This window comes from Methylobacterium sp. GC_Met_3 (assembly GCF_026540775.1).
Classification (GTDB): Bacteria; Pseudomonadota; Alphaproteobacteria; order Rhizobiales; family Beijerinckiaceae; genus Methylobacterium.
The window spans coordinates 90,012-107,537 of the sequence record NZ_JALNUL010000001.1; the positions used below are offsets into that span (position 1 = coordinate 90,012).

At 69.7% G+C, this 17,526-nt stretch carries 18 protein-coding genes and 1 pseudogene; 12 read left to right on the forward strand and 7 right to left on the reverse strand.

All coding sequences use genetic code 11. The features are described 5' to 3' along the window. Positions 1-139 precede the first annotated feature (139 nt). From OXS27_RS00455 to OXS27_RS00465, 3 genes are all read right to left on the reverse strand, one after another. Complete coding sequence (locus OXS27_RS00455; RefSeq protein WP_243919991.1) at positions 140-1,165, reverse strand: LLM class flavin-dependent oxidoreductase; 1,026 nt, start codon at positions 1,163-1,165, stop codon at positions 140-142. 65 nt (positions 1,166-1,230) lie between these two features. Next, complete coding sequence (locus OXS27_RS00460; RefSeq protein ID WP_267353489.1) at positions 1,231-1,566, reverse strand: type II toxin-antitoxin system RelE/ParE family toxin; 336 nt, start codon at positions 1,564-1,566, stop codon at positions 1,231-1,233. Beyond that, the gene (locus tag OXS27_RS00465; RefSeq protein WP_267353491.1) at positions 1,559-1,885 is read right to left on the reverse strand and encodes a type II toxin-antitoxin system ParD family antitoxin; all 327 of its coding nucleotides are present in this window, start codon (positions 1,883-1,885) and stop codon (positions 1,559-1,561) included. Before OXS27_RS00465 ends, OXS27_RS00460 begins: the two co-directional genes overlap by 8 nt. 118 nt (positions 1,886-2,003) lie before the next feature. On the opposite strand from OXS27_RS00465, the gene OXS27_RS00470 reads away from it, so the two are divergent. Beyond that, positions 2,004-3,206, forward strand: coding sequence for a pyridoxal phosphate-dependent aminotransferase (locus tag OXS27_RS00470; protein WP_267353493.1), 1,203 nt, complete (start codon positions 2,004-2,006; stop codon positions 3,204-3,206). A gap of 37 nt (positions 3,207-3,243) precedes the next feature. Here the strand turns inward: OXS27_RS00470 and OXS27_RS00475 are convergent, their stop codons facing one another. The 3 genes and pseudogenes from OXS27_RS00475 to OXS27_RS00485 form a co-directional block, all read right to left on the reverse strand. After that, positions 3,244-3,426 carry a hypothetical protein gene (locus OXS27_RS00475; RefSeq protein WP_267354289.1) on the reverse strand — a complete coding sequence of 61 codons (183 nt, stop codon included), beginning with the start codon at positions 3,424-3,426 and terminating at the stop codon, positions 3,244-3,246. Next, positions 3,398-3,679, reverse strand: coding sequence for a PIN domain-containing protein (locus OXS27_RS00480; RefSeq protein ID WP_267353496.1), 282 nt, complete (start codon positions 3,677-3,679; stop codon positions 3,398-3,400). Before OXS27_RS00480 ends, OXS27_RS00475 begins: the two co-directional genes overlap by 29 nt. Next, positions 3,676-3,891 (reverse strand): annotated as a pseudogene (locus OXS27_RS00485) (type II toxin-antitoxin system prevent-host-death family antitoxin); the annotation flags it as partial. The pseudogene OXS27_RS00485 and the gene OXS27_RS00480, both read right to left, overlap by 4 nt. A 176-nt stretch (positions 3,892-4,067) precedes the next feature. On the opposite strand from OXS27_RS00485, the gene OXS27_RS00490 reads away from it, so the two are divergent. The 3 genes from OXS27_RS00490 to OXS27_RS00500 all read left to right on the forward strand — a co-directional run bounded on the left by OXS27_RS00490 (position 4,068) and on the right by OXS27_RS00500 (position 6,781). Then, a complete protein-coding gene (locus tag OXS27_RS00490) occupies positions 4,068-4,910 on the forward strand; it encodes an NAD(P)-dependent oxidoreductase (protein ID WP_267353498.1) in 843 nt (280 codons plus the stop codon). Positions 4,911-5,326: 416 nt separating this feature from the next. Further along, positions 5,327-5,713 carry a hypothetical protein gene (locus OXS27_RS00495; protein WP_243919932.1) on the forward strand — a complete coding sequence of 129 codons (387 nt, stop codon included), beginning with the start codon at positions 5,327-5,329 and terminating at the stop codon, positions 5,711-5,713. A 114-nt stretch (positions 5,714-5,827) separates the two neighbouring features. After that, the gene (locus OXS27_RS00500) at positions 5,828-6,781 is read left to right on the forward strand and encodes a DMT family transporter (protein ID WP_243919929.1); all 954 of its coding nucleotides are present in this window, start codon (positions 5,828-5,830) and stop codon (positions 6,779-6,781) included. A gap of 19 nt (positions 6,782-6,800) precedes the next feature. Here OXS27_RS00500 and OXS27_RS00505 read toward each other — a convergent pair whose 3' ends face one another. Further along, entirely contained in the window at positions 6,801-7,070 is a 270-nt protein-coding gene (locus OXS27_RS00505; protein ID WP_243919928.1) for a hypothetical protein, read from the reverse strand. A gap of 334 nt (positions 7,071-7,404) precedes the next feature. On the opposite strand from OXS27_RS00505, the gene ileS reads away from it, so the two are divergent. The 8 genes from ileS (at position 7,405) to OXS27_RS00545 (ending at position 17,474) form a co-directional block, all read left to right on the forward strand. After that, a complete protein-coding gene (ileS, locus tag OXS27_RS00510) occupies positions 7,405-10,371 on the forward strand; it encodes an isoleucine--tRNA ligase (protein ID WP_267353501.1) in 2,967 nt (988 codons plus the stop codon). 88 nt (positions 10,372-10,459) lie between these two features. Next, positions 10,460-10,972 carry a signal peptidase II gene (lspA, locus tag OXS27_RS00515; RefSeq protein ID WP_267353503.1) on the forward strand — a complete coding sequence of 171 codons (513 nt, stop codon included), beginning with the start codon at positions 10,460-10,462 and terminating at the stop codon, positions 10,970-10,972. Between the two features lie 160 nt (positions 10,973-11,132). Further along, positions 11,133-11,795 (forward strand): hypothetical protein, encoded by a 663-nt coding sequence (locus tag OXS27_RS00520; protein ID WP_267353505.1) that lies wholly within the window; start codon positions 11,133-11,135, stop codon positions 11,793-11,795. Positions 11,796-11,953: 158 nt separating this feature from the next. After that, positions 11,954-13,363, forward strand: a complete 1,410-nt coding sequence (locus tag OXS27_RS00525; protein ID WP_243919920.1) for a pitrilysin family protein — start codon at positions 11,954-11,956, stop codon at positions 13,361-13,363. A 111-nt stretch (positions 13,364-13,474) separates the two neighbouring features. After that, positions 13,475-14,767 (forward strand): pitrilysin family protein, encoded by a 1,293-nt coding sequence (locus OXS27_RS00530; protein ID WP_267353507.1) that lies wholly within the window; start codon positions 13,475-13,477, stop codon positions 14,765-14,767. Between the two features lie 46 nt (positions 14,768-14,813). After that, positions 14,814-15,041: a hypothetical protein gene (locus OXS27_RS00535; protein ID WP_243919918.1), complete on the forward strand. Its 228-nt coding sequence runs from the start codon at positions 14,814-14,816 to the stop codon at positions 15,039-15,041. Between the two features lie 435 nt (positions 15,042-15,476). Beyond that, the gene (locus OXS27_RS00540; RefSeq protein ID WP_267353510.1) at positions 15,477-16,427 is read left to right on the forward strand and encodes a ring-cleaving dioxygenase; all 951 of its coding nucleotides are present in this window, start codon (positions 15,477-15,479) and stop codon (positions 16,425-16,427) included. A gap of 273 nt (positions 16,428-16,700) precedes the next feature. Then, positions 16,701-17,474: a ferredoxin--NADP reductase gene (locus OXS27_RS00545; RefSeq protein ID WP_267353512.1), complete on the forward strand. Its 774-nt coding sequence runs from the start codon at positions 16,701-16,703 to the stop codon at positions 17,472-17,474. The last annotated feature ends 52 nt before the right edge of the window (positions 17,475-17,526 follow it).

Sequence of the window (17,526 nt, forward strand, 5' to 3'; positions counted from 1 at the left end):
TCAAAAGGTCTGAGACCTTTTGCGGGTGCAGGGCGGAGCCTTGCTGGCGGGCTTCGCCCGATGGTCGGGCTTCGCCCGATCTGTCAGGGCTCTGCCCTGACGACCCGCCAAAGGGCTGAAGCCCTTTGGAAACCTGCTGTCACGCGGCCTGTGAAGCGGTGTTGAGCCCCCAAGCCTGCGCCAGCAACGCGTAGGAATCGTGCCGCGCCGCTTGGTCCGGAATCGCCGAGACGATCATCAGCTCGTCGGCCTGCGTCCGCGCGATCATGTCGGCGAGATGCGCCCGCAGAGTCTCGGGGCCGCCGACGTGCAGACGGTCGCGGCCGCGTTCGATCTGCCTCCGCTCGGCATCGGAATACGGATAGGCCAGCGCCTCGGCGAGGCTCGGCAGCGGCCGGTACTCGCCCCGCTCCCGACGCAGGGTCGCCAGGCGTGCACTGGCGGCCAGCCGCTCGGCCTCAGCGTCCGTGGGCGCGCAGATCGCCGCGACGGCCAGGATCGCGTGGGGCGTCGCGCCGAGCCGCGTCGGGCGGAACCCGCGGCGGTAGTCTAGCATCGGCGCCTCGGCCGGCATCCCGGAGAAGTGCTGCGCGAAGCCGAACCCGCAGCCGATCTCGCCCGCGAGCCGGGCGCTGTAATCGGACGAGCCCAGCAGGAAGATCGGCGGCAGCGGAACACCGGCCGGGCTCGCCGTAATCCGTCCGAACGGATGCCCCTCAGGGAAGCCGCCGTCCCAGAACAGCAATTCCTGCAGGCGGTCGAGGAAATCGTCACCCCCGCCCTCCCCCGGCGCCTCGCGGCGGCGCAAAGCCCGCGCGGTGACGCCGTCCGTGCCGGGCGCGCGCCCCAGGCCGAGATCGATCCGGCCGGGGAACAGCGCTTCCAGCACCCGGAAGCGCTCGGCCACCATCAGCGGCGCGTGGTTCGGCAGCATGATCCCGCCCGAGCCGACCCGGAGGTTGCGGGTCGCGGCGGCGATCTGGCCGATCATGATCTCGGGGGCCGGGCTGGCCACGTTGGGCAGCGCATGATGCTCGGCCAGCCAGTAGCGCCGGTAGCCGAGGCCATCGACGTGGCGGGCCAGCGCCAGGGTGTCATGCAGCGCCTGCGCCGGGGTGGATTCGGCGCTGACGAAGGAGAGATCGAGGACGGAGAGCGGGGTCATACCGGGAGAGATGGGGGCCAGGGCCGGCCGGTGCGAGGGCATGAGGGGCCGCTCGATCACACGGGTCACGGCGCCGGCTCGTCGTCCGCCCGGGCAGCCTGAAACAGCGCCTCGAAGTTGCGGCCGCCATAGAACACGTTGGTGATCGTCACCGACTCGGTTTCGACCCGATATGCGATGCCGGCGGATCTCTCGAACGGCACGGTTCTCAGGCCGGGCTCCAGATCGCCGCGCGGACGCCCGCCATGGGGTGCATCGCCGATCTGATGGCAGCGCGCGATGATTCGCCGGATGAAGCCTTCGGCGACGCTTTGATCCTGGCTTGCGTGGAGCACGACGTGGAAGATGCCAGCGAGGTCCGCCTCTGCCTCGCCCTGGAACACGACGGGCAGCCTACGCACGCCGACGCTCGTCGCGTGTCTGAGCGAACAGGGCTTCCATGCGCGCTTCGACTTCCTCAAGGCTCAGCGGAGGCCGCGGATCGTCGAGGGAGCGCCGGATGCGGGCGCGGATAAGATCGAGCTGCTCGGCATTCTCGCGGCGCTGGCGCTGCAGCGCGTGCACGGCCTCGTCGAGCAGCGCGTCCACCGACGTGTACTCGCCTGCCTCGACGCTCTCGCGCACGGCGCGGAGCGTGTCCGGCGCCAGGGTGACGTTGATGGTCTCGCCCATCGGCAGGGCCTCCCGTTCCGTCCCGACTCGCAGGTTCTTAGCAGACATCGCGGTTCCGCGCGCCACTGCGGCGTCCGCGCTTGCCGGCTCAGCGTCGCGGGCCTACGGTTCGCCGCGCCGCAAAACAGGCGGCGCCTGACCTCGACAATCCGGAGCATCGCACGCCATGGCTCTCCTCGCCGACGTCCTTTCGCGGGTGAAGCCGTCCGCGACCATCGTGATGACCCAGAAGGCCCGGGACCTGAAGGCGTCCGGCGTCGACGTCATCAGCCTGTCGGTGGGCGAGCCGGATTTCGACACGCCCGAGCACATCAAGCAGGCCGCGATCGAGGCCATCCACCGCAACGAGACCCGCTACCCGCCGGTCTCCGGCATCGCGCCCCTGCGCGAGGCGATCGTGCGCAAGTTCAAGCGTGAGAACGGGCTCGACTACAAGGTCTCGCAGACCATCGTGGGCACCGGCGGCAAGCAGGTGCTGTACAACTCCTTCCTGGCCACCCTGAACCCCGGCGACGAGGTGGTGATTCCCCGCCCCTACTGGGTGTCCTACCCGGAGATGGTCGGCCTGTGCGGCGGCACGCCGGTCTTCGCCGACACCGACATGGACCACGGCTTCAAGCTCCAGCCGGAGGAACTCGACCGGGTGCTGACCCCGAAGACCAAGTGGATCGTCCTCAACTCCCCCTCGAACCCGTCCGGGGCCGCCTATTCCCGCGCCGAGATGAAGGCGCTCACCGATGTGCTGCTCCGCTACCCGGACGTGCACATCCTGACCGACGACATCTACGAGCACCTGACCTACGGCGATTTCGAGTTCGTCACCCCGGCCCAGGTCGAGCCGCAGCTGATCGAGCGGACGCTGACCATGAACGGCGTCTCGAAGGGCTACGCCATGACCGGCTGGCGGATCGGCTACGCGGCCGGGCCAGAGAAGCTGATCAAGGCGATGGACTTCGTCCAGGGCCAGCAGACCTCCGGCGCCAGCACGATCGCGCAGTGGGCCGCGGTCGCTGCCCTCGACGGGCCGCAGGATCATCTGGCGAAGTTCCGCGCGGCCTTCCAGGGCCGGCGCGACCTCGTGGTGTCGATGCTCAACCAGACCAACGGGTTGACCTGCCCGACGCCCGAGGGCGCGTTCTACGTCTACCCGTCCTGCGCGGCGCTGATCGGCAAGACGACCGAGTCCGGCAAGACCATCGAGACCGACGAGGATTTCGTCACGGAACTGCTCCAGGCCGAGGGCGTGGCCGCGGTGCACGGCTCGGCCTTCGGTCTCGGGCCGAACCTGCGGATCTCCTACGCCACCTCCAACGCGGTGCTGGAGGAGGCGTGCCGGCGCATCCAGCGGTTCTGTGGGTCGCTGCGGTAGGAGCTTCGGAGCGACCGACCTGAGAGCGACCGGCTGCTTACGGCAGTGGGTCGATCTTGGGATTGAGGAGGGGCACGCGGGCGGCCGTGAAATCCGCGGTGTTTCGCGTGACCAGTGTGAGACCGGAGACCAGGGCCGTCGCAGCGATCAGAAGATCGGGCTGCGGGAAGGTGTGCCCGCTCCGCCGGCCGTCATCGACGAGAAACCGCCAGCGTACCATCAACCTCTTCATCGACGGGCAGGGTGCGGCCGGTGAACATCGGCCGGAGTTGACGCGTCAGCCAATCGATCAACTCCGCCCGACGCGGTCCATCTCCGAGCCGCTCGATGCCGAATCGAAGCTCCGCGAAGGTCACGATGCTGACGTACAGCGCCTCGATCGGTTGAGCGGCGGCGAAGGCGACAACCCTCTGCTCCGGCCGCGGACGGCGAAGCTCGGACAGGACATTGGTGTCGAGCAGCCAGCTTTTCACAAATCAACGTCACGGACGGACATCGTGACCGGTTCGAGGTCGATGTCGCGGTACGGGGAGGCCTGCAGGGCGTCGATCAGCTTCTGTCCCGACGCGGTTCCCGTAAGTCGGCGGAACTCCTCCGCCGAGATCACCACCACGGCTTCCTGATCCCCAACCGTCACATGTTGCGGTCCATCGCTCTGGACACGACGGATAAGCTCGCCGAATCGGGCCTTTGCGTCCTTCTAGGGCCAGGACCCAGGTTGCCCGGCGGCGAGCGTGGCGGGATTGCTCATGCATGGAACGATACCGGCGCTGAACGGGGTCGTAAAGGAGCGTCCCGGCCTTGGCTGAGCTCATGCAGCTCGCCTAGTGTCGGGCAGTTCGTCGGATCGGAATAACCCCCATGCCCACCATCGCGGTGATCGCCCCCGGCGCCATGGGCAGCGCCATCGGGGCTCGGTTGTCCGAGCACGGCGCCCGGGTGCTGACCTCCCTCGACGGGCGCGGGTCTGCGAGCCACGCTCGAGCCGAGGCTGCCGGCATGATCCACGCCGCGGATGCCGATCTCGCCGCCGCGGACCTCCTGCTCTCGATCGTACCGCCCGCCGACGCGGAGGCCATGGCCCGCCGGCTCGCTCCCGCCCTCGCGGCGGCCCCACGCAAGCCGGTCTATATCGACGCCAATGCCGTCAGCCCGGAAACGGTCGGCCGCATTGCGGAGATCATCGCCGGTACGGGCGCGCCGTTCCTCGACGGGGCGATTCTGGGCCTGCCGCCGAAGCCCGGCAGCCAAGGGCCGCGCGTCTACGTCTCGGGCGCGGACACGGGCCCCGCGCAGATCCTGCGCGACCTCGGCCTCGACCTGCGCGTCTGCGCCGGCGGGATCGACGCCGCCTCCAGCCTGAAGATGAGCTATGCCGGCCTCAACAAGGGTCTCACGGCGCTGGCCGCCATCATGATCCTGGCCGCCGAGCGCGCCGGCGCCGGCGAGGCGCTGCTGGCCGAACTCGCCGAGAACGAGCCGGCGCTCCTCGCCCGGTTCGCCAAGGGCCTGCCCGACATGGCGCCGAAGGCGTATCGCTGGGCACCCGAGATGGCGGAAATCGCCGATTTCCTGGGCCCGGACGCGGCCGGCCGGCAGGTCTTCGATGGCTATGCCGCGCTGTACCGGCACCTCGCCGCGGAGGCGGGTGGGTCCGACATCGCCGCGCTGATACGCTTCGCCGCGGCGGCGCAGGCGCGCTGATCGCCGCGGGGGCCGCCGAAACGGTCCCGCCTCTGTTGCCGGCTCGGCTGTCACCCTCTACACGGGCTCTCCCCAGCGGCCGATGCGCCTGAAGGTTTCGCGAGCCCGCTCGGGCCTGCATGGCGGCGGGGTCGGCAGTGACGGAGCGGTCCGGACCAGTTCTCTGGGCCGTTTCTGTGAGGCTCAGTGGGCCGAGTCGCTGCAGGAGTGTCGGGTGCGCGGGGAACAGGAACCGCGGATCCGGCGCAAGGCCCACATAGATTTCTCCCCTCGCCCGGCCCCTTGAGGAAGCGCGCTGCCCCGTTCCGGGACAGGTTTCGGTCCGGCGATTGCAGCTTCGTTCACGCTCCGCGGCGATGATGAATCGGGGCCGGGATCCGGTCCGGCGTAACCGCGTTCTCTCGGGCCTGACGACCATGCGAGCCCTGCTCACCAGCGGCATCAAGGCGATCCTGGCGGTCGCCGCCCTCTCGACGGCGGCGCACTGGACCCTGCGCGTCCAGCGCGAATCCACGGCGGCCCCGGTGCCGGTCGCCAGCCTTGCCGATCCGGTCGCCACGGGCTCCATCGAGCCACGCCCGATCGAGCGTCAAGCTGAGCGCTCTGTCGCGGCGGCCAGCATGCCGGCAGGCGCGACGCAGCCCGCGCCGCGTCCGGCTGTGGCATCGGGGCTCGACCAGTCGCATCTCGCGGCGCTGATCGCGGGGGCCGCGCCGGCCAAGCCGAAGGTCGCGAAGGCGACGACCCGGACCGCCTCCGCCGAGAAGGCCCCGGCGGTCGAGAAGGTCGCGGCCAAGCGGTGAGGCGCCGCCGGCCCGCATGACCGTGCCGGCTGCATGGTCCCCCTGCGCGGCGACGGATACCGAACCAAGGTCGAGGGTGGCACAAATACCGGCCTCCACCGGGATTTGGCAGGCATGAACACGCAGGTCGCGACGTCCGTCACCGATGACATCGCGCCCGCGCAGGCCGCTGCCGAGATGGCCCTGGCCGGCCGCCGACGGCTTGTCGGCATCGCCCTCATGTGCGGGGCCGTCGCGTTCTTCGCGAGCCTCGACGCAAGCGCCAAGACCCTGGCGCGGGCCGGGGTCGACCCGCTGGTCACCACCTTCATGCGCTACGCGGCGAGCGTCGCGATGATCTCGCTGTTCGTCAACCCGGTGCGTACCCCGGGCGTGGTGAAGAGCCGGCGGCTGACGCTCCAGATCGTCCGCTCGCTGCTGCTGTTCGCTTCGACGGCCCTGAACTTCCTGGCGTTGCGCTACCTGCAGATGGCCGAGACGATCTCGATCCAGTTCGCCGCGCCGCTCACTGTGGCGCTGCTCGCCGGACCGCTGCTCGGCGAGTGGTCCTCCCGGGCGCGGATGGCGGCGATCGGCGTCGGCTTCCTGGGCGTGCTGGTGATCGTGCGGCCGGGAATCGGCGGGATGCACCCGGCCGCCCTGCTCTGCCTGGCCAACGTCGTGGTCTACGCCTTCTACGCGATCATCACGCGCAAGCTCGCGGCCTACGATTCCACCGCGACGACCATGTTCTACACCGGGCTCGCGGGCCTCGCGCTGATGGCGCCGCTCCTGCCGTGGATCTGGACGAGCCCGGCGAGCCTGACCCACTGGGCATTGCTGATCGGCGTCGCGCTGTTCGGAACGCTCGGCCATTGGCTCCTGGTGATGGCCCATGCCCGCGCGCCGGCCAACGTGCTGGCGCCGTTCATCTACACCCAGCTGCTCTGGTCGGTGACGCTGGGCTTCCTGCTGTTCGGCGACGTGCCGAGCCGCTGGACCGTGGCGGGCGCCATGATCGTGGTCGGCTCAGGATTATACCTCCTGGCGCAGGAGACGATCCGCCGGGACGGGCGGCCGGCCGCCTGAGGCGACCGGCCGGATCGAATCAGCGGCCGCGGCGCTCCTGACGCTCCATCCGCTCCTCGCGGCGCTCTTCCCGGGCGCGGCGGGCCGGATCAGGATCGGTGCCGAGCACTCCGCCGACCGTGCCGGTGGCCGCGCCGACGGCACCGCCGACAATGCCGCCGACCGGGCCGGCCGCAGCCGAGCCGTCCTCGACGCCGCGCTGGGCGCCGCGGGCCGTGCCCTGGGCCTGTGCGGCCCCCGCGAAGGCGAGGGGTGCGAGGGCGAGGGTCGCGATCAGAAGCTTCTTCATAGGTTCATCTCCCGGATCTGGGTCTGGGTCGGCTCCGCGCCGCCTCGGCGAGCGGAGGGTGTGCCTATCAACGGTTCAGGCGCCGAATGGTCCCATCCTGTTTCACGGGCGCGTGATCGGCGCTGCCGCTGGCCTCGCGCCGGAGCGGCTGATAGAGATCGCCGCATGCACGCTTCGCGCGCCCTGCGCGGCCCCGGCCGCCCGATTCGAATTACCGGCCCGGCCTCCGCCTGAGGGCCCGCTTCGGCGTGGCCGCGGGGAGGTCCGGGGTCCTCCTGCCGCCTGATCCGATTCCGCCGGCCTGCCGCCGGCCCGACCGCCGATGCGAGATCCGATGACCACCCCCGAGACCGCGCCCGCCCGCGACTATTCCAAGACCCTGTTCCTGCCGCAGACCGAATTCCCGATGCGCGCCGGCCTGCCGGTCCGCGAACCGCTCCTCATCGAGCGCTGGAAGCGGATCGACCTCTACGGGACGCTGCGCGCCCGCGGCCAGGGCCGGCCGAAATTCGTGCTCCATGACGGCCCGCCCTACGCCAACGGCAACATCCACATCGGCACGGCCCTCAACAAGATCCTGAAGGACGTGGTGGTCCGCTCCCAGGCCGCCCTCGGCTTCGACGCCAACTACGTCCCCGGCTGGGACTGCCACGGCCTGCCGATCGAGTGGAAGATCGAGGAGCAGTACCGCGCCAAGGGCCGCAACAAGGACGACGTGCCGGTGATCGAGTTCCGGCAGGAATGCCGGACCTTCGCGGCGCACTGGCTCGACGTGCAGCGGGAAGAGTTCAAGCGGCTCGGCGTCACCGGCGACTGGGACCATCCCTATGCCACCATGGCCTACCCGGCCGAGGCCGTGATCGCCGACGAGCTGATGAAGTTCTCGATGAGCGGCCAGCTCTATCGCGGCTCGAAGCCGGTGATGTGGTCGGTGGTCGAGAAGACCGCGCTCGCCGAGGCTGAGGTCGAGTACGAGGAGCACGTCAGCGACACGATTTTCTGTGCGTTTCCGATCCGCTCCGGCGCACAGGGTGACCTCGGCGCGGCGCGCGTCGTGATCTGGACGACCACCCCCTGGACGATCCCCGGGAACCGCGCCGTCGCCTACTCCAAAAAGATCGCCTACGGCCTGTACCGGGTCACGCAGGCGCCGGCCGACAATTGGGCGGTGCCCGGCCAGAGCTACGTGCTGGCCGACAGCCTGGCCGCCACCGTGTTCAAGGCCGCCCGGGTCGAAGCGTTCGAGCGCGTCGGCGACGTGAGCCCGTCGACACTCGCCGGCCTGACCCTGGACCATCCCCTGGCGAAGCTCGGCTACGGCTTCGCCGTGCCGATGCTCGACGGCGACCACGTCACCGACGAATCCGGCACCGGCTTCGTCCATACGGCGCCGAGCCATGGCCGCGAGGATTTCGAACTCTGGATGGCGAGCGGCCGGCTCCTGCACGAGCGCGGCATCGACACGACCATCCCCTACACGGTGGACGCGGACGGCGTGCTCACCGAGGCGGCCCCGGGCTTCACCGGCACCCGCGTGCTCACCGCCAAGGGCGAGAAGGGCGACGCCAACAAGGCGGTCATCGCCGCGCTGACGGAGGCCGGTGCGCTCGTCGCCCGCGGGGTGCTGCGCCACCAGTACCCGCATTCCTGGCGGTCCAAGAAGCCGGTGATCTTCCGCAATACCCCGCAATGGTTCATCGCCATGGACCGGCCGGTGGATTCGCTCGGCAACCGGTCCCTGCGCGAGGTGGCGCTCCAGGGCATCGACGACACCCAGTGGGTGCCGACGCAAGGCAAGAACCGGATCACCGGTATGGTCGGCAACCGGCCCGACTGGGTGGTCTCGCGCCAGCGCGCCTGGGGCGTGCCGATCACCGTGTTCGTGCACCGGGAGACCGCCGAGATCCTGAAGGACGACCGGGTCAATTCCCGCATCCGCGAGGCCTTCGCCAAAGAGGGCGCCGACGCGTGGTTCCGGGACGATGCCGCGCAGCGCTTCCTGGCGCCCGAGCACGACCCGGCCGCCTACGAGAAGGTGACCGACGTCCTCGACGTCTGGTTCGATTCGGGCTCGACCCACGCCTTCGTGCTGGACGATCCGGAGGCTTTTCCGGGGTTCGCCGGGGTCACCCGCATCCGCGACGGTGGGCAGGACCGGGTCATGTACCTGGAGGGTTCCGACCAGCACCGCGGCTGGTTCCAGTCCTCGCTGCTCGAATCCTCGGGCACGCGGGGCCGGGCGCCCTACGACATCGTCCTGACCCACGGCTTCGTGCTCGACGGCAAGGGCCTGAAGATGTCGAAGTCGAAGGGCAACGTCGTCGCGCCGCAGAGCATCATCAAGGATTCGGGCGCCGACATCCTGCGCCTGTGGGTCGCGGCGTCCGACTATACCGACGATCTGCGGATCGGCCCGGAGATCATCAAGACGTTTGCCGAGACCTACCGCAAGCTCAGGAATTCTTTGCGCTGGATGCTCGGTTCGCTCGCCCACCGGGTCGAGGGCGACGACGTCGAGTTCCAAGAAATGCCGGAGCTTGAGCGGTTGATCCTGCACCGGCTGGCCGAGCTCGACGGCGAGATCCGCGAGGCCTACGCGACCTTCGACACCAAGCGGGTGGTGGCGCTGCTCAACGGCTTCATGACCGGCGACCTGTCGTCGTTCTACTTCGACGTGCGCAAGGACGCGCTGTATTGCGATCCGATCTCCTCGGTTCGTCGCCGGGCCGCACTCCAGGTGATCGACGCGGCGTTCCGGCGGGTGACGGTCTGGCTCGCCCCGGTGCTGGCCTTCACGGCCGAGGAGGCTTGGCTCGACCGCTACCCGTCCGAGGACGGCTCGGTGCATCTTCAGACCCTGCCTGAGACTCCGGCGGACTGGCTCGACGCCCCCCTCGCGGAGCGCTGGCACAAGATCCGGCGGGTGCGGCGGGTGGTCACTGGAGCGCTGGAGATCGAGCGCGCGGCCAAGCGGATCGGCGCGAGCCTGGAGGCGGCCCCGACGGTCTACGTGGCGGATCCGGACCTGCTGGCGGCGCTCGAGGGCTGCGACTTCGCCGATACCTGCATCACCTCCGCCATCACCGTGGTGGCGGGCGAGGGCCCGGCCGAGGCCTTCCGGCTCGACGAGGTCCGCGGCGTGGCGGTGGTGCCGAGCCCGGCCGAGGGCCGCAAATGCGCCCGCTCCTGGCGGGTCAGCCCTGAGGTGGGCGGCGATCCGGATTTCCCGGACGTAACCCCCCGCGACGCAAAGGCCCTGCGCGAGTGGGACACGGCGCATCCGGAGGCGAGCGCGGCGTGAGGGCGATTGACGCCTCCTTCGCCGCAGCATCCCCCTCTCCCCGCGCGTGGGGAGAGGGGCTTTCCGCCGTCGGCCGTGCGGTTGCCGCATGACCCCCTTCCGCGCCGGCCTTCTGGCCCTCCTCCTCACCCTGATCCTCGACCAAGCCTCCAAGCTCGGCCTGTATTTCGGCACCGACCTCGTGCTCACGCAGCCCTGGCGGTTCGGGCCCTTCGCCGACTTCGTCGTGGTCTGGAACCGAGGGGTGTCCTATGGCCTGTTCCAGCAGGAGGGCGGCCTCGGCCGCTGGATCCTCGTCATCCTGTCGCTCGCCGCGGCGCTCGGCCTCGGGATCTGGATGCGGCGGGCCACGTCGCGGCTGCTCGGCGTTGCCCTGGGCCTCATCGTCGGCGGTGCGCTGGGCAACGCCATCGATCGCGCCGCCTACGGGGCGGTGTTCGATTTCGTCCACCTGCATGCCGGCGGCTGGTCCTGGTACGTGTTCAACGTCGCCGACGCGGCGATCGTGGCCGGCGTCATTGGGTTGATCCTCGACAGCCTGTTCCCGGCCGGGCGGCACCACCGGGATCCGGCCCCGAGCGATCCGGCCCCACGCCTGTGATGCGCGCAACACATCGGTCCGGTCACATCTCCGCCCTGGCGCGATGTGGCCAAGGCGCCATACGATCGCCGGAAACCGGCCTCAGGCCGGGTCCCGTCGGATCAGGCCGCGTTTCGGCCATCCCCGAGCCGGACTCCCCGGCCGGAACCCGTGAGGCAGCATGACCGGGCATCGCAGGCTTCGACTCCTCCTCCCCGCCGCGTTCGCCCTGACGCCGCTGCTCTCCGTCGGCGCCCAGGCGCAGGAGCGCGGCGAGTTCATGCGCGATGCGCTGTCGGGCATCGGCCTTCTGGAGAAGCGCCAGGATCCGATCGACTACCACGAGCGCCCGCCGCTGGTGATGCCGCCCAAGCTCGACGGCAAGGCCCTGCCCCAGCCCCGGGCTCGCTCCACCAGCACCGCCTGGCCGAAGGATCCCGAGATCGCCGAGCGCGAGCGCGCCGCCAAGGAGCGCCGCAACCCCAAGGGCGTCCAGGCCCAGGGCCGCTACGACGACAACAACGCCACCCTCTCGGTGGACGAGATGCGCAACGGCCGACGGGCCGGCGCGAACCTGACCACCGAGGCCGAGCGCAAGCCCGGCGACAACAACCGCGACGACAGCCTGGTCAGCCCGTTCGACCTGCTCAAGGGCAAGAGCGCCAACGCGGAGCCCTCCGACGCCGAGCCGAACCGGGACGTGCTGACCGATCCGCCCACCGGATATCGGCAATCGCCCAAGAAGCTGGCGCGCCCGCCCTCCAGCGACCCGATCAACAACGCCAGCCGCGAGCGCGAGGAGGCCGACCCCCAGGCCTACCTCCGTCAGCGGGCGCAGCAGTAGCGGAGTCGCTGTGTCGCCGTTGCAACGGCGACTCGACGTGGCAACATGTGATGTTCGTCCCGGTGCGGTTCTTGCCCGCCGGAGACCAGGACGGTTCCGATCCGCACGCGCATCCAGAGATGCGGCGCGCCGGGCGGGGCCGGCAGAAGGAAAGCGGAATGCACCTGTTCAGGACGGCGACGCCCCCCCTCTTCCCACTGCGTCCGGGCTCGGCCTTCGGCGCCAGCGCCGGCCGGGGCGATGCCGCGCCGTTCGGGCGGTCCGAGGCGGGTGGTCCCGAAGTGACGGCGTTCACCCTCGACAACGGCCTCGACGTGGTGGTGGTGCCCGACCATCGCGCCCCCGTCGCCACCCACATGATCTGGTACCGCAACGGTTCGGCGGATGATCCGCTCGGCCAGTCGGGCATCGCCCACTTCCTTGAGCACCTGATGTTCAAGGGCACCGAGAAGCACCCGGTCGGCGCCTTCTCGAAGGCTGTGTCGGGCCTCGGCGGCCAGGAGAACGCCTTCACCAGCTACGATTACACCGCCTATTTCCAGCGGGTCGCCCGGGACCATCTCGGCACCATGATGGCGTTCGAGGCAGATCGCATGAGCGGCCTCGTCCTCGACGATGCCGTCGTGGCTCCCGAGCGCGACGTGGTGCTGGAGGAGCGCCGGATGCGGGTCGAGACCGACCCCTCCGCCCAGCTCTCCGAGGCGATGGCGGCCGGCCTGTTCGTGCACCATCCCTACGGCACCCCGATCATCGGCTGGATGCACGAGATCGAGGGGCTGAACCGCGAGCACGCGCTGGCCTATTACAAGCGCTTCTACACCCCCGAGAACGCCATCCTGGTGGTCGCCGGCGACGTGACCCCGGACGAGGTCCGCCGGCTGGCCGAGACCACCTATGGCCGCGTGACGCCGCAGGGCACCCGGCCCGAGCGTATTCGGGCCCGGGAGCCGGAGCCGAAGGCGCTGCGCCGCGTCGCGGTCGCCGACCCGAAGGTCGAGCAGCCGACCCTGCAGCGGCTCTACCTGACCCCCTCCTGCATCACCGCCCGCGACGGCGGCTGCCATGACCTCGAACTGCTCGCCGAGGTGCTGGGCGGCGGCTCGACCTCCTATCTCTACCGCAAGTTGGTCATGGAGACCGGCCTCGCGGTGAATGCCGGCGCCTGGTACATGGGCTCGGCGATCGACGACACCCGCTTCTCCGTCTACGCGGTGCCCGCCGAGGGCGTGCCCCTGGAGAAGCTGGAGGAGGCCGTCGACAAGGTGCTGCGCCGCGCCCCTGCCGAGGCTCTGGATCCCGAGGCGATCGAGCGGGCCAAGACCCGGCTCGTGGCCGAGACGGTCTACTCCTCCGACAGCCAGTCCTCGCTCGCCCGCATCTACGGCTCGGCTCTGGCGATCGGCGAGACCATCGAGGAGGTCCGCCGCTGGCCGACCGATATCGAGGCGGTGTCGCAGGACCGCCTGAAGAGCGCCGCCGAGCGCTGGCTGACGCCGGCCCGCTCGGTCACCGGCTACCTGACCAAGGCGCAGGATCCCGACGCCCCCGTGGCGATGGCCGCCGAGTAGTGTTTTCGGGACGCGTCCCGGCGGGTGGTTTTCCAAGCCCCGTCGAGACCGCATCAGCCCGGATGCGCTGAGCTGCTCCGCCGCCCGTGAAGCGATAAAAAAGAGGTTCTCATGAGCTTGACCGAGACCCTGGTCGAGACCGTAACCCCGACCAACTCGCCGACCACGGCGCTGCCGGTGGTGACCGCCCCCGGCATCGAGGCGTGGCACGTCGAATCCCCCGTCGTGCCGCTGATCGCCCTGGCCTTCACCTTCGAGGGCGGCGCCGCCCAGGACCCGGCCGGCAAGTCCGGCTGTGCGCAGATGCTGGCGCGGCTCCTCGACGAAGGCGCCGGCGATCTGACCTCCGACCAGTTCCAGGAGCGGCTGGCCGCCCGCGCGATCGAGCTGTCGTTCCATGCCGGGCCGGACGCGGTCGGCGGCTCGCTGAAGATGCTGGTCAAGCACGCCGACGAGGCGATCGGCCTCCTCGCTCTGGCGCTGGCCAAGCCCCGCCTCGACCCCGACGCGATCGAGCGCGTGCGGGCCCAGATCATCGCCGGCCTGCGCTATCAGCAGAACGATCCGGGGGTGCTGGCCTCCCGCCGCTTCTTCAAGGAGGCGTTTGCCGGCCATCCCTATGCCCGCCCCTCCTCCGGGACGGTCGAGAGCGTCACGGCGATCACCCGCGGCGACCTGCTGGCGATGCATGCCCGCATCATCGGGCGCGGCCGGGTGAAGGTCGCGGCGGTCGGCGCGATTGGCGCCCAGCAACTCGCCGACGGTCTGAACCGGTCCTTCGGGGCCCTGCCGGAGGCCGGCGAACTGAAGGCGGTGCCGCGCACCGAAGTGCAGGATCTCGGCCGCCGCATCGTGGTCGATCTCGACGTCCCGCAATCGGTGATCCGGTTCGGCATGGCCGGCGTGCCCTGGCGCGACCCGGACTTCATCCCCGCCTACGTGCTGAACCATATTCTCGGCGGCGGCGCCTTCACGTCGCGCCTGTTCCAAGAGGTGCGCGAGAAGCGCGGGCTGGCCTACTCGGTCGGCACTTCGCTGGTCAGCCACCGCTCGGCCGCGATGACCTGGGGCTACACCGCCACCAAGAACGAGCGCGTCGGCGAAGCACTGTCGGTGATCGGCGACGAGATCGGCCGCCTGATCACGGATGGCCCGGACGACGACGAGTTGCAGAAGGCCAAGGACTACCTCACCGGCTCCTATGCGCTCGGCTTCGACACCTCGACCAAGATCGCGCACCAATTGGTGCAGATCGCCTTCGAGGAACTGGGCATGGATTACATCGCCCGGCGCAACGCCATGGTGTCGGCCGTGACCCAGGCGGATATCCGCCGGGCCGCCGCCCGCACCTTCGCGGATGGCAAGATGCTGGTGGTGGCCGCGGGGCGGCCGGTCGGGCTCTGAGGGCTGGGCCGCTTTTCTCGGGCGGTGATCGGTGCATACTGAAGGCATGACCGACCTCTTGGATCGGGCGATGGAAACCGCCCGCGCGCTGTCGCCCGAGATGCAGGATGAGATTGCTCGCCTTGTGCTGGCCTATGCGGGCCGGGACGAGGCGGTGATCGAACTTACGGCTGATGAAGTCGCCGATCTCGTCGAGGCGCAGGCCGAGAGGATGCGCGGCGACTTCGCGACGGCGGCCGAAGTCGAGGCCGTCCTGTCCAAGTATCGCCTTTGAAGCTGCTTTTTCAGCGGCGCGCCTTGCAGCAGATCGACCGCGCCCTGGGCCACATCGCGACGTAGTCCCCGCAAGGCGCGGCTAACGTTGAAGCCCGGCTGACAGCGCTCATCGCAGTCGTGCGGGATCATCCTTACGTGGGCGCGCGGACGTCGTTGCCCGGCGTGCGGCGTCTCTTCCTCACGCCCTATCCCTACCACATCGACCATTTCGTCCGCGACGATGAGATCGTGGTGCAGCGGTTTCGCCACGCGGCCCGCAAACCATTGTCGAGCGGATAGGCCATGATGACGGGCGGACAACTCCATTACGCCTTGAGACGCGCTCAGTGAGCGCAGCTTGATACCTGCCGAACAACTCCCTGGATGGCCAGCCCTCGCAACCCGGGCCCCAATCCCCACCTGAGCCGGATCGGCCCCAGACCCCCGGATCCCCATGCAGCTCACCGGCATCCACCACCTCACCGCGGTGACCGCCCGCGCGGCGGACAACGTCGCGTTCTACACGGGCACGCTGGGCCTGCACCTCGTCAAGAAGACCGTGAACCAGGACGACGTCTCGGCCTACCACCTGTTCTACGCGGACGGGCTGGCGAGCCCCGGGACCGACATCACCTTCTTCGACTGGCCGGCGCCCCGGGAGCGGCGGGGCTCGAACAGCATCTCCCGGACGCATCTGCGCGTGCCCGGCGAAGGCGCGGTGGCGTGGTGGCACGCACGCCTGCGCGAGGCTGGGATCGTGGAGGCCGAGCCTGTCGTGCGCGACGGGCGGCTCACCCTGGATTTCGAGGATCCGGAGGGCCAGCGCCTCGCCCTCGTCGATGACGGCGGGACCGGACCGGAGCATCCCTGGACCGGTTCGCCGGTGCCGGCCGCCTATCAGATCCGCGGCCTCGGCCCGATCCGCCTCGCGGTGCCGGATCTCGGGCGCACCGCCGCCGTGCTCACCGAGGTGCTGGGCATGCGCCGGGATCGGGCGTTCCAGACCGAGGACGGACCGGTCGAGGTCTACGCCATGGGCCCCGGCGGCCCGGCCGCCGAGATCCAGCTCCTGGCCGATCCGTCCGCGCCGGCGCGGCAGGGCGCGGGGGCGGTGCATCACGTCGCCTTCCGCATCCCGGATGCGGAATACGACGCCTGGGCCGACCGGCTTCGGGCTGCCCGGGTGCCAACCAGCGGGCCGGTCGATCGCTACTATTTCCGCAGCCTCTACTTCCGCGAGCCCAACGGCATCCTCTTCGAGATCGCCACCGACGGGCCGGGCTTCACCGCCGACGAGCCGCTGGAGACTCTGGGCGAACGTCTCGCCCTGCCGCCGTTTCTGGAGCCGCGCCGGGCCGAGATCGAGGCGGGCCTGAAGCCGCTGCGCCCCGGCACCGTCTCCTGAGCGCCACCCGCCCCGGCAACCCTCCCATGTCCGGGGCGCGGCTGCAGCCGTGCGGCGAAGAGGCTAAATATTCGAACGATTCCAGGCCGTTCACTTCTTTGGCGGGTGTGATCCTGGCGCGCCTTGACGGGCGTGCTGCAACTGCGAAAGAAGCAGCACGCGTATGTTTGACATCCGGATCCCGGCGGACCGCCGCATGGATCCGCCCCCGTCCCGTGGGAGGGCGGGGATCTGCCGAACCGGGCATCAGAGGATTCGAGGACTGATCCGTCGATGAGCAAGTTCTACGAGGAGCGCGTCCTGTCGGTCCACCACTGGACCGACAACCTGTTCTCGTTCCGCACGACCCGCGATCCGGCGTTCCGCTTCCGCAACGGCGAGTTCACGATGATCGGCCTTGAGGTCGAGGGGCGCCCGCTCCTGCGCGCCTATTCGGTCGTCTCGGCCAATTACGAGGAGGAACTGGAGTTCTTCTCGATCAAGGTTCAGGACGGGCCGCTGACCTCGAAGCTCCAGCATCTCAAGGTCGGCGATCCGATCATCGTCGGCAAGAAGCCCACCGGCACGCTGGTGCTCGACAACCTGCTGCTCGGCCGGCACCTCTACCTGCTCGGCACCGGCACGGGTTTGGCGCCGTTCCTGTCGATCATCAAGGATCCGGAGACCTACGACCGGTTCGAGAAGGTCGTGCTGGTCCATGGCTGTCGTCAGGTGCAGGAACTCGCCTACGGCGAGACCATCACGGAGACGCTGCCGAAGCACGAATTCCTGGGCGAGATGATCTCGAACCAGCTGGTCTACTACCCGACCGTGACCCGCGAGCCGTTCCGCAACCGCGGCCGGATCACCGACCTGATGGTCTCGGGCAAGCTCTTCTCCGACATTGGCCTGCCGGAGATGGCGATCGAGAACGACCGCTTCATGCTCTGCGGCAGCCCCGACATGATCCGCGACACCCGGGAGCTTCTGACCTCCCGCGGTTACGAGGAGGGCAACCACGGCGAGGCGGCCCACTACGTGATCGAGAAGGCCTTCGTCGAGAAGTAGTTCTTTCCGGATTTGGCTTCGGCCCGGGGCGGTTCACCGCGCCGGGCTTTTT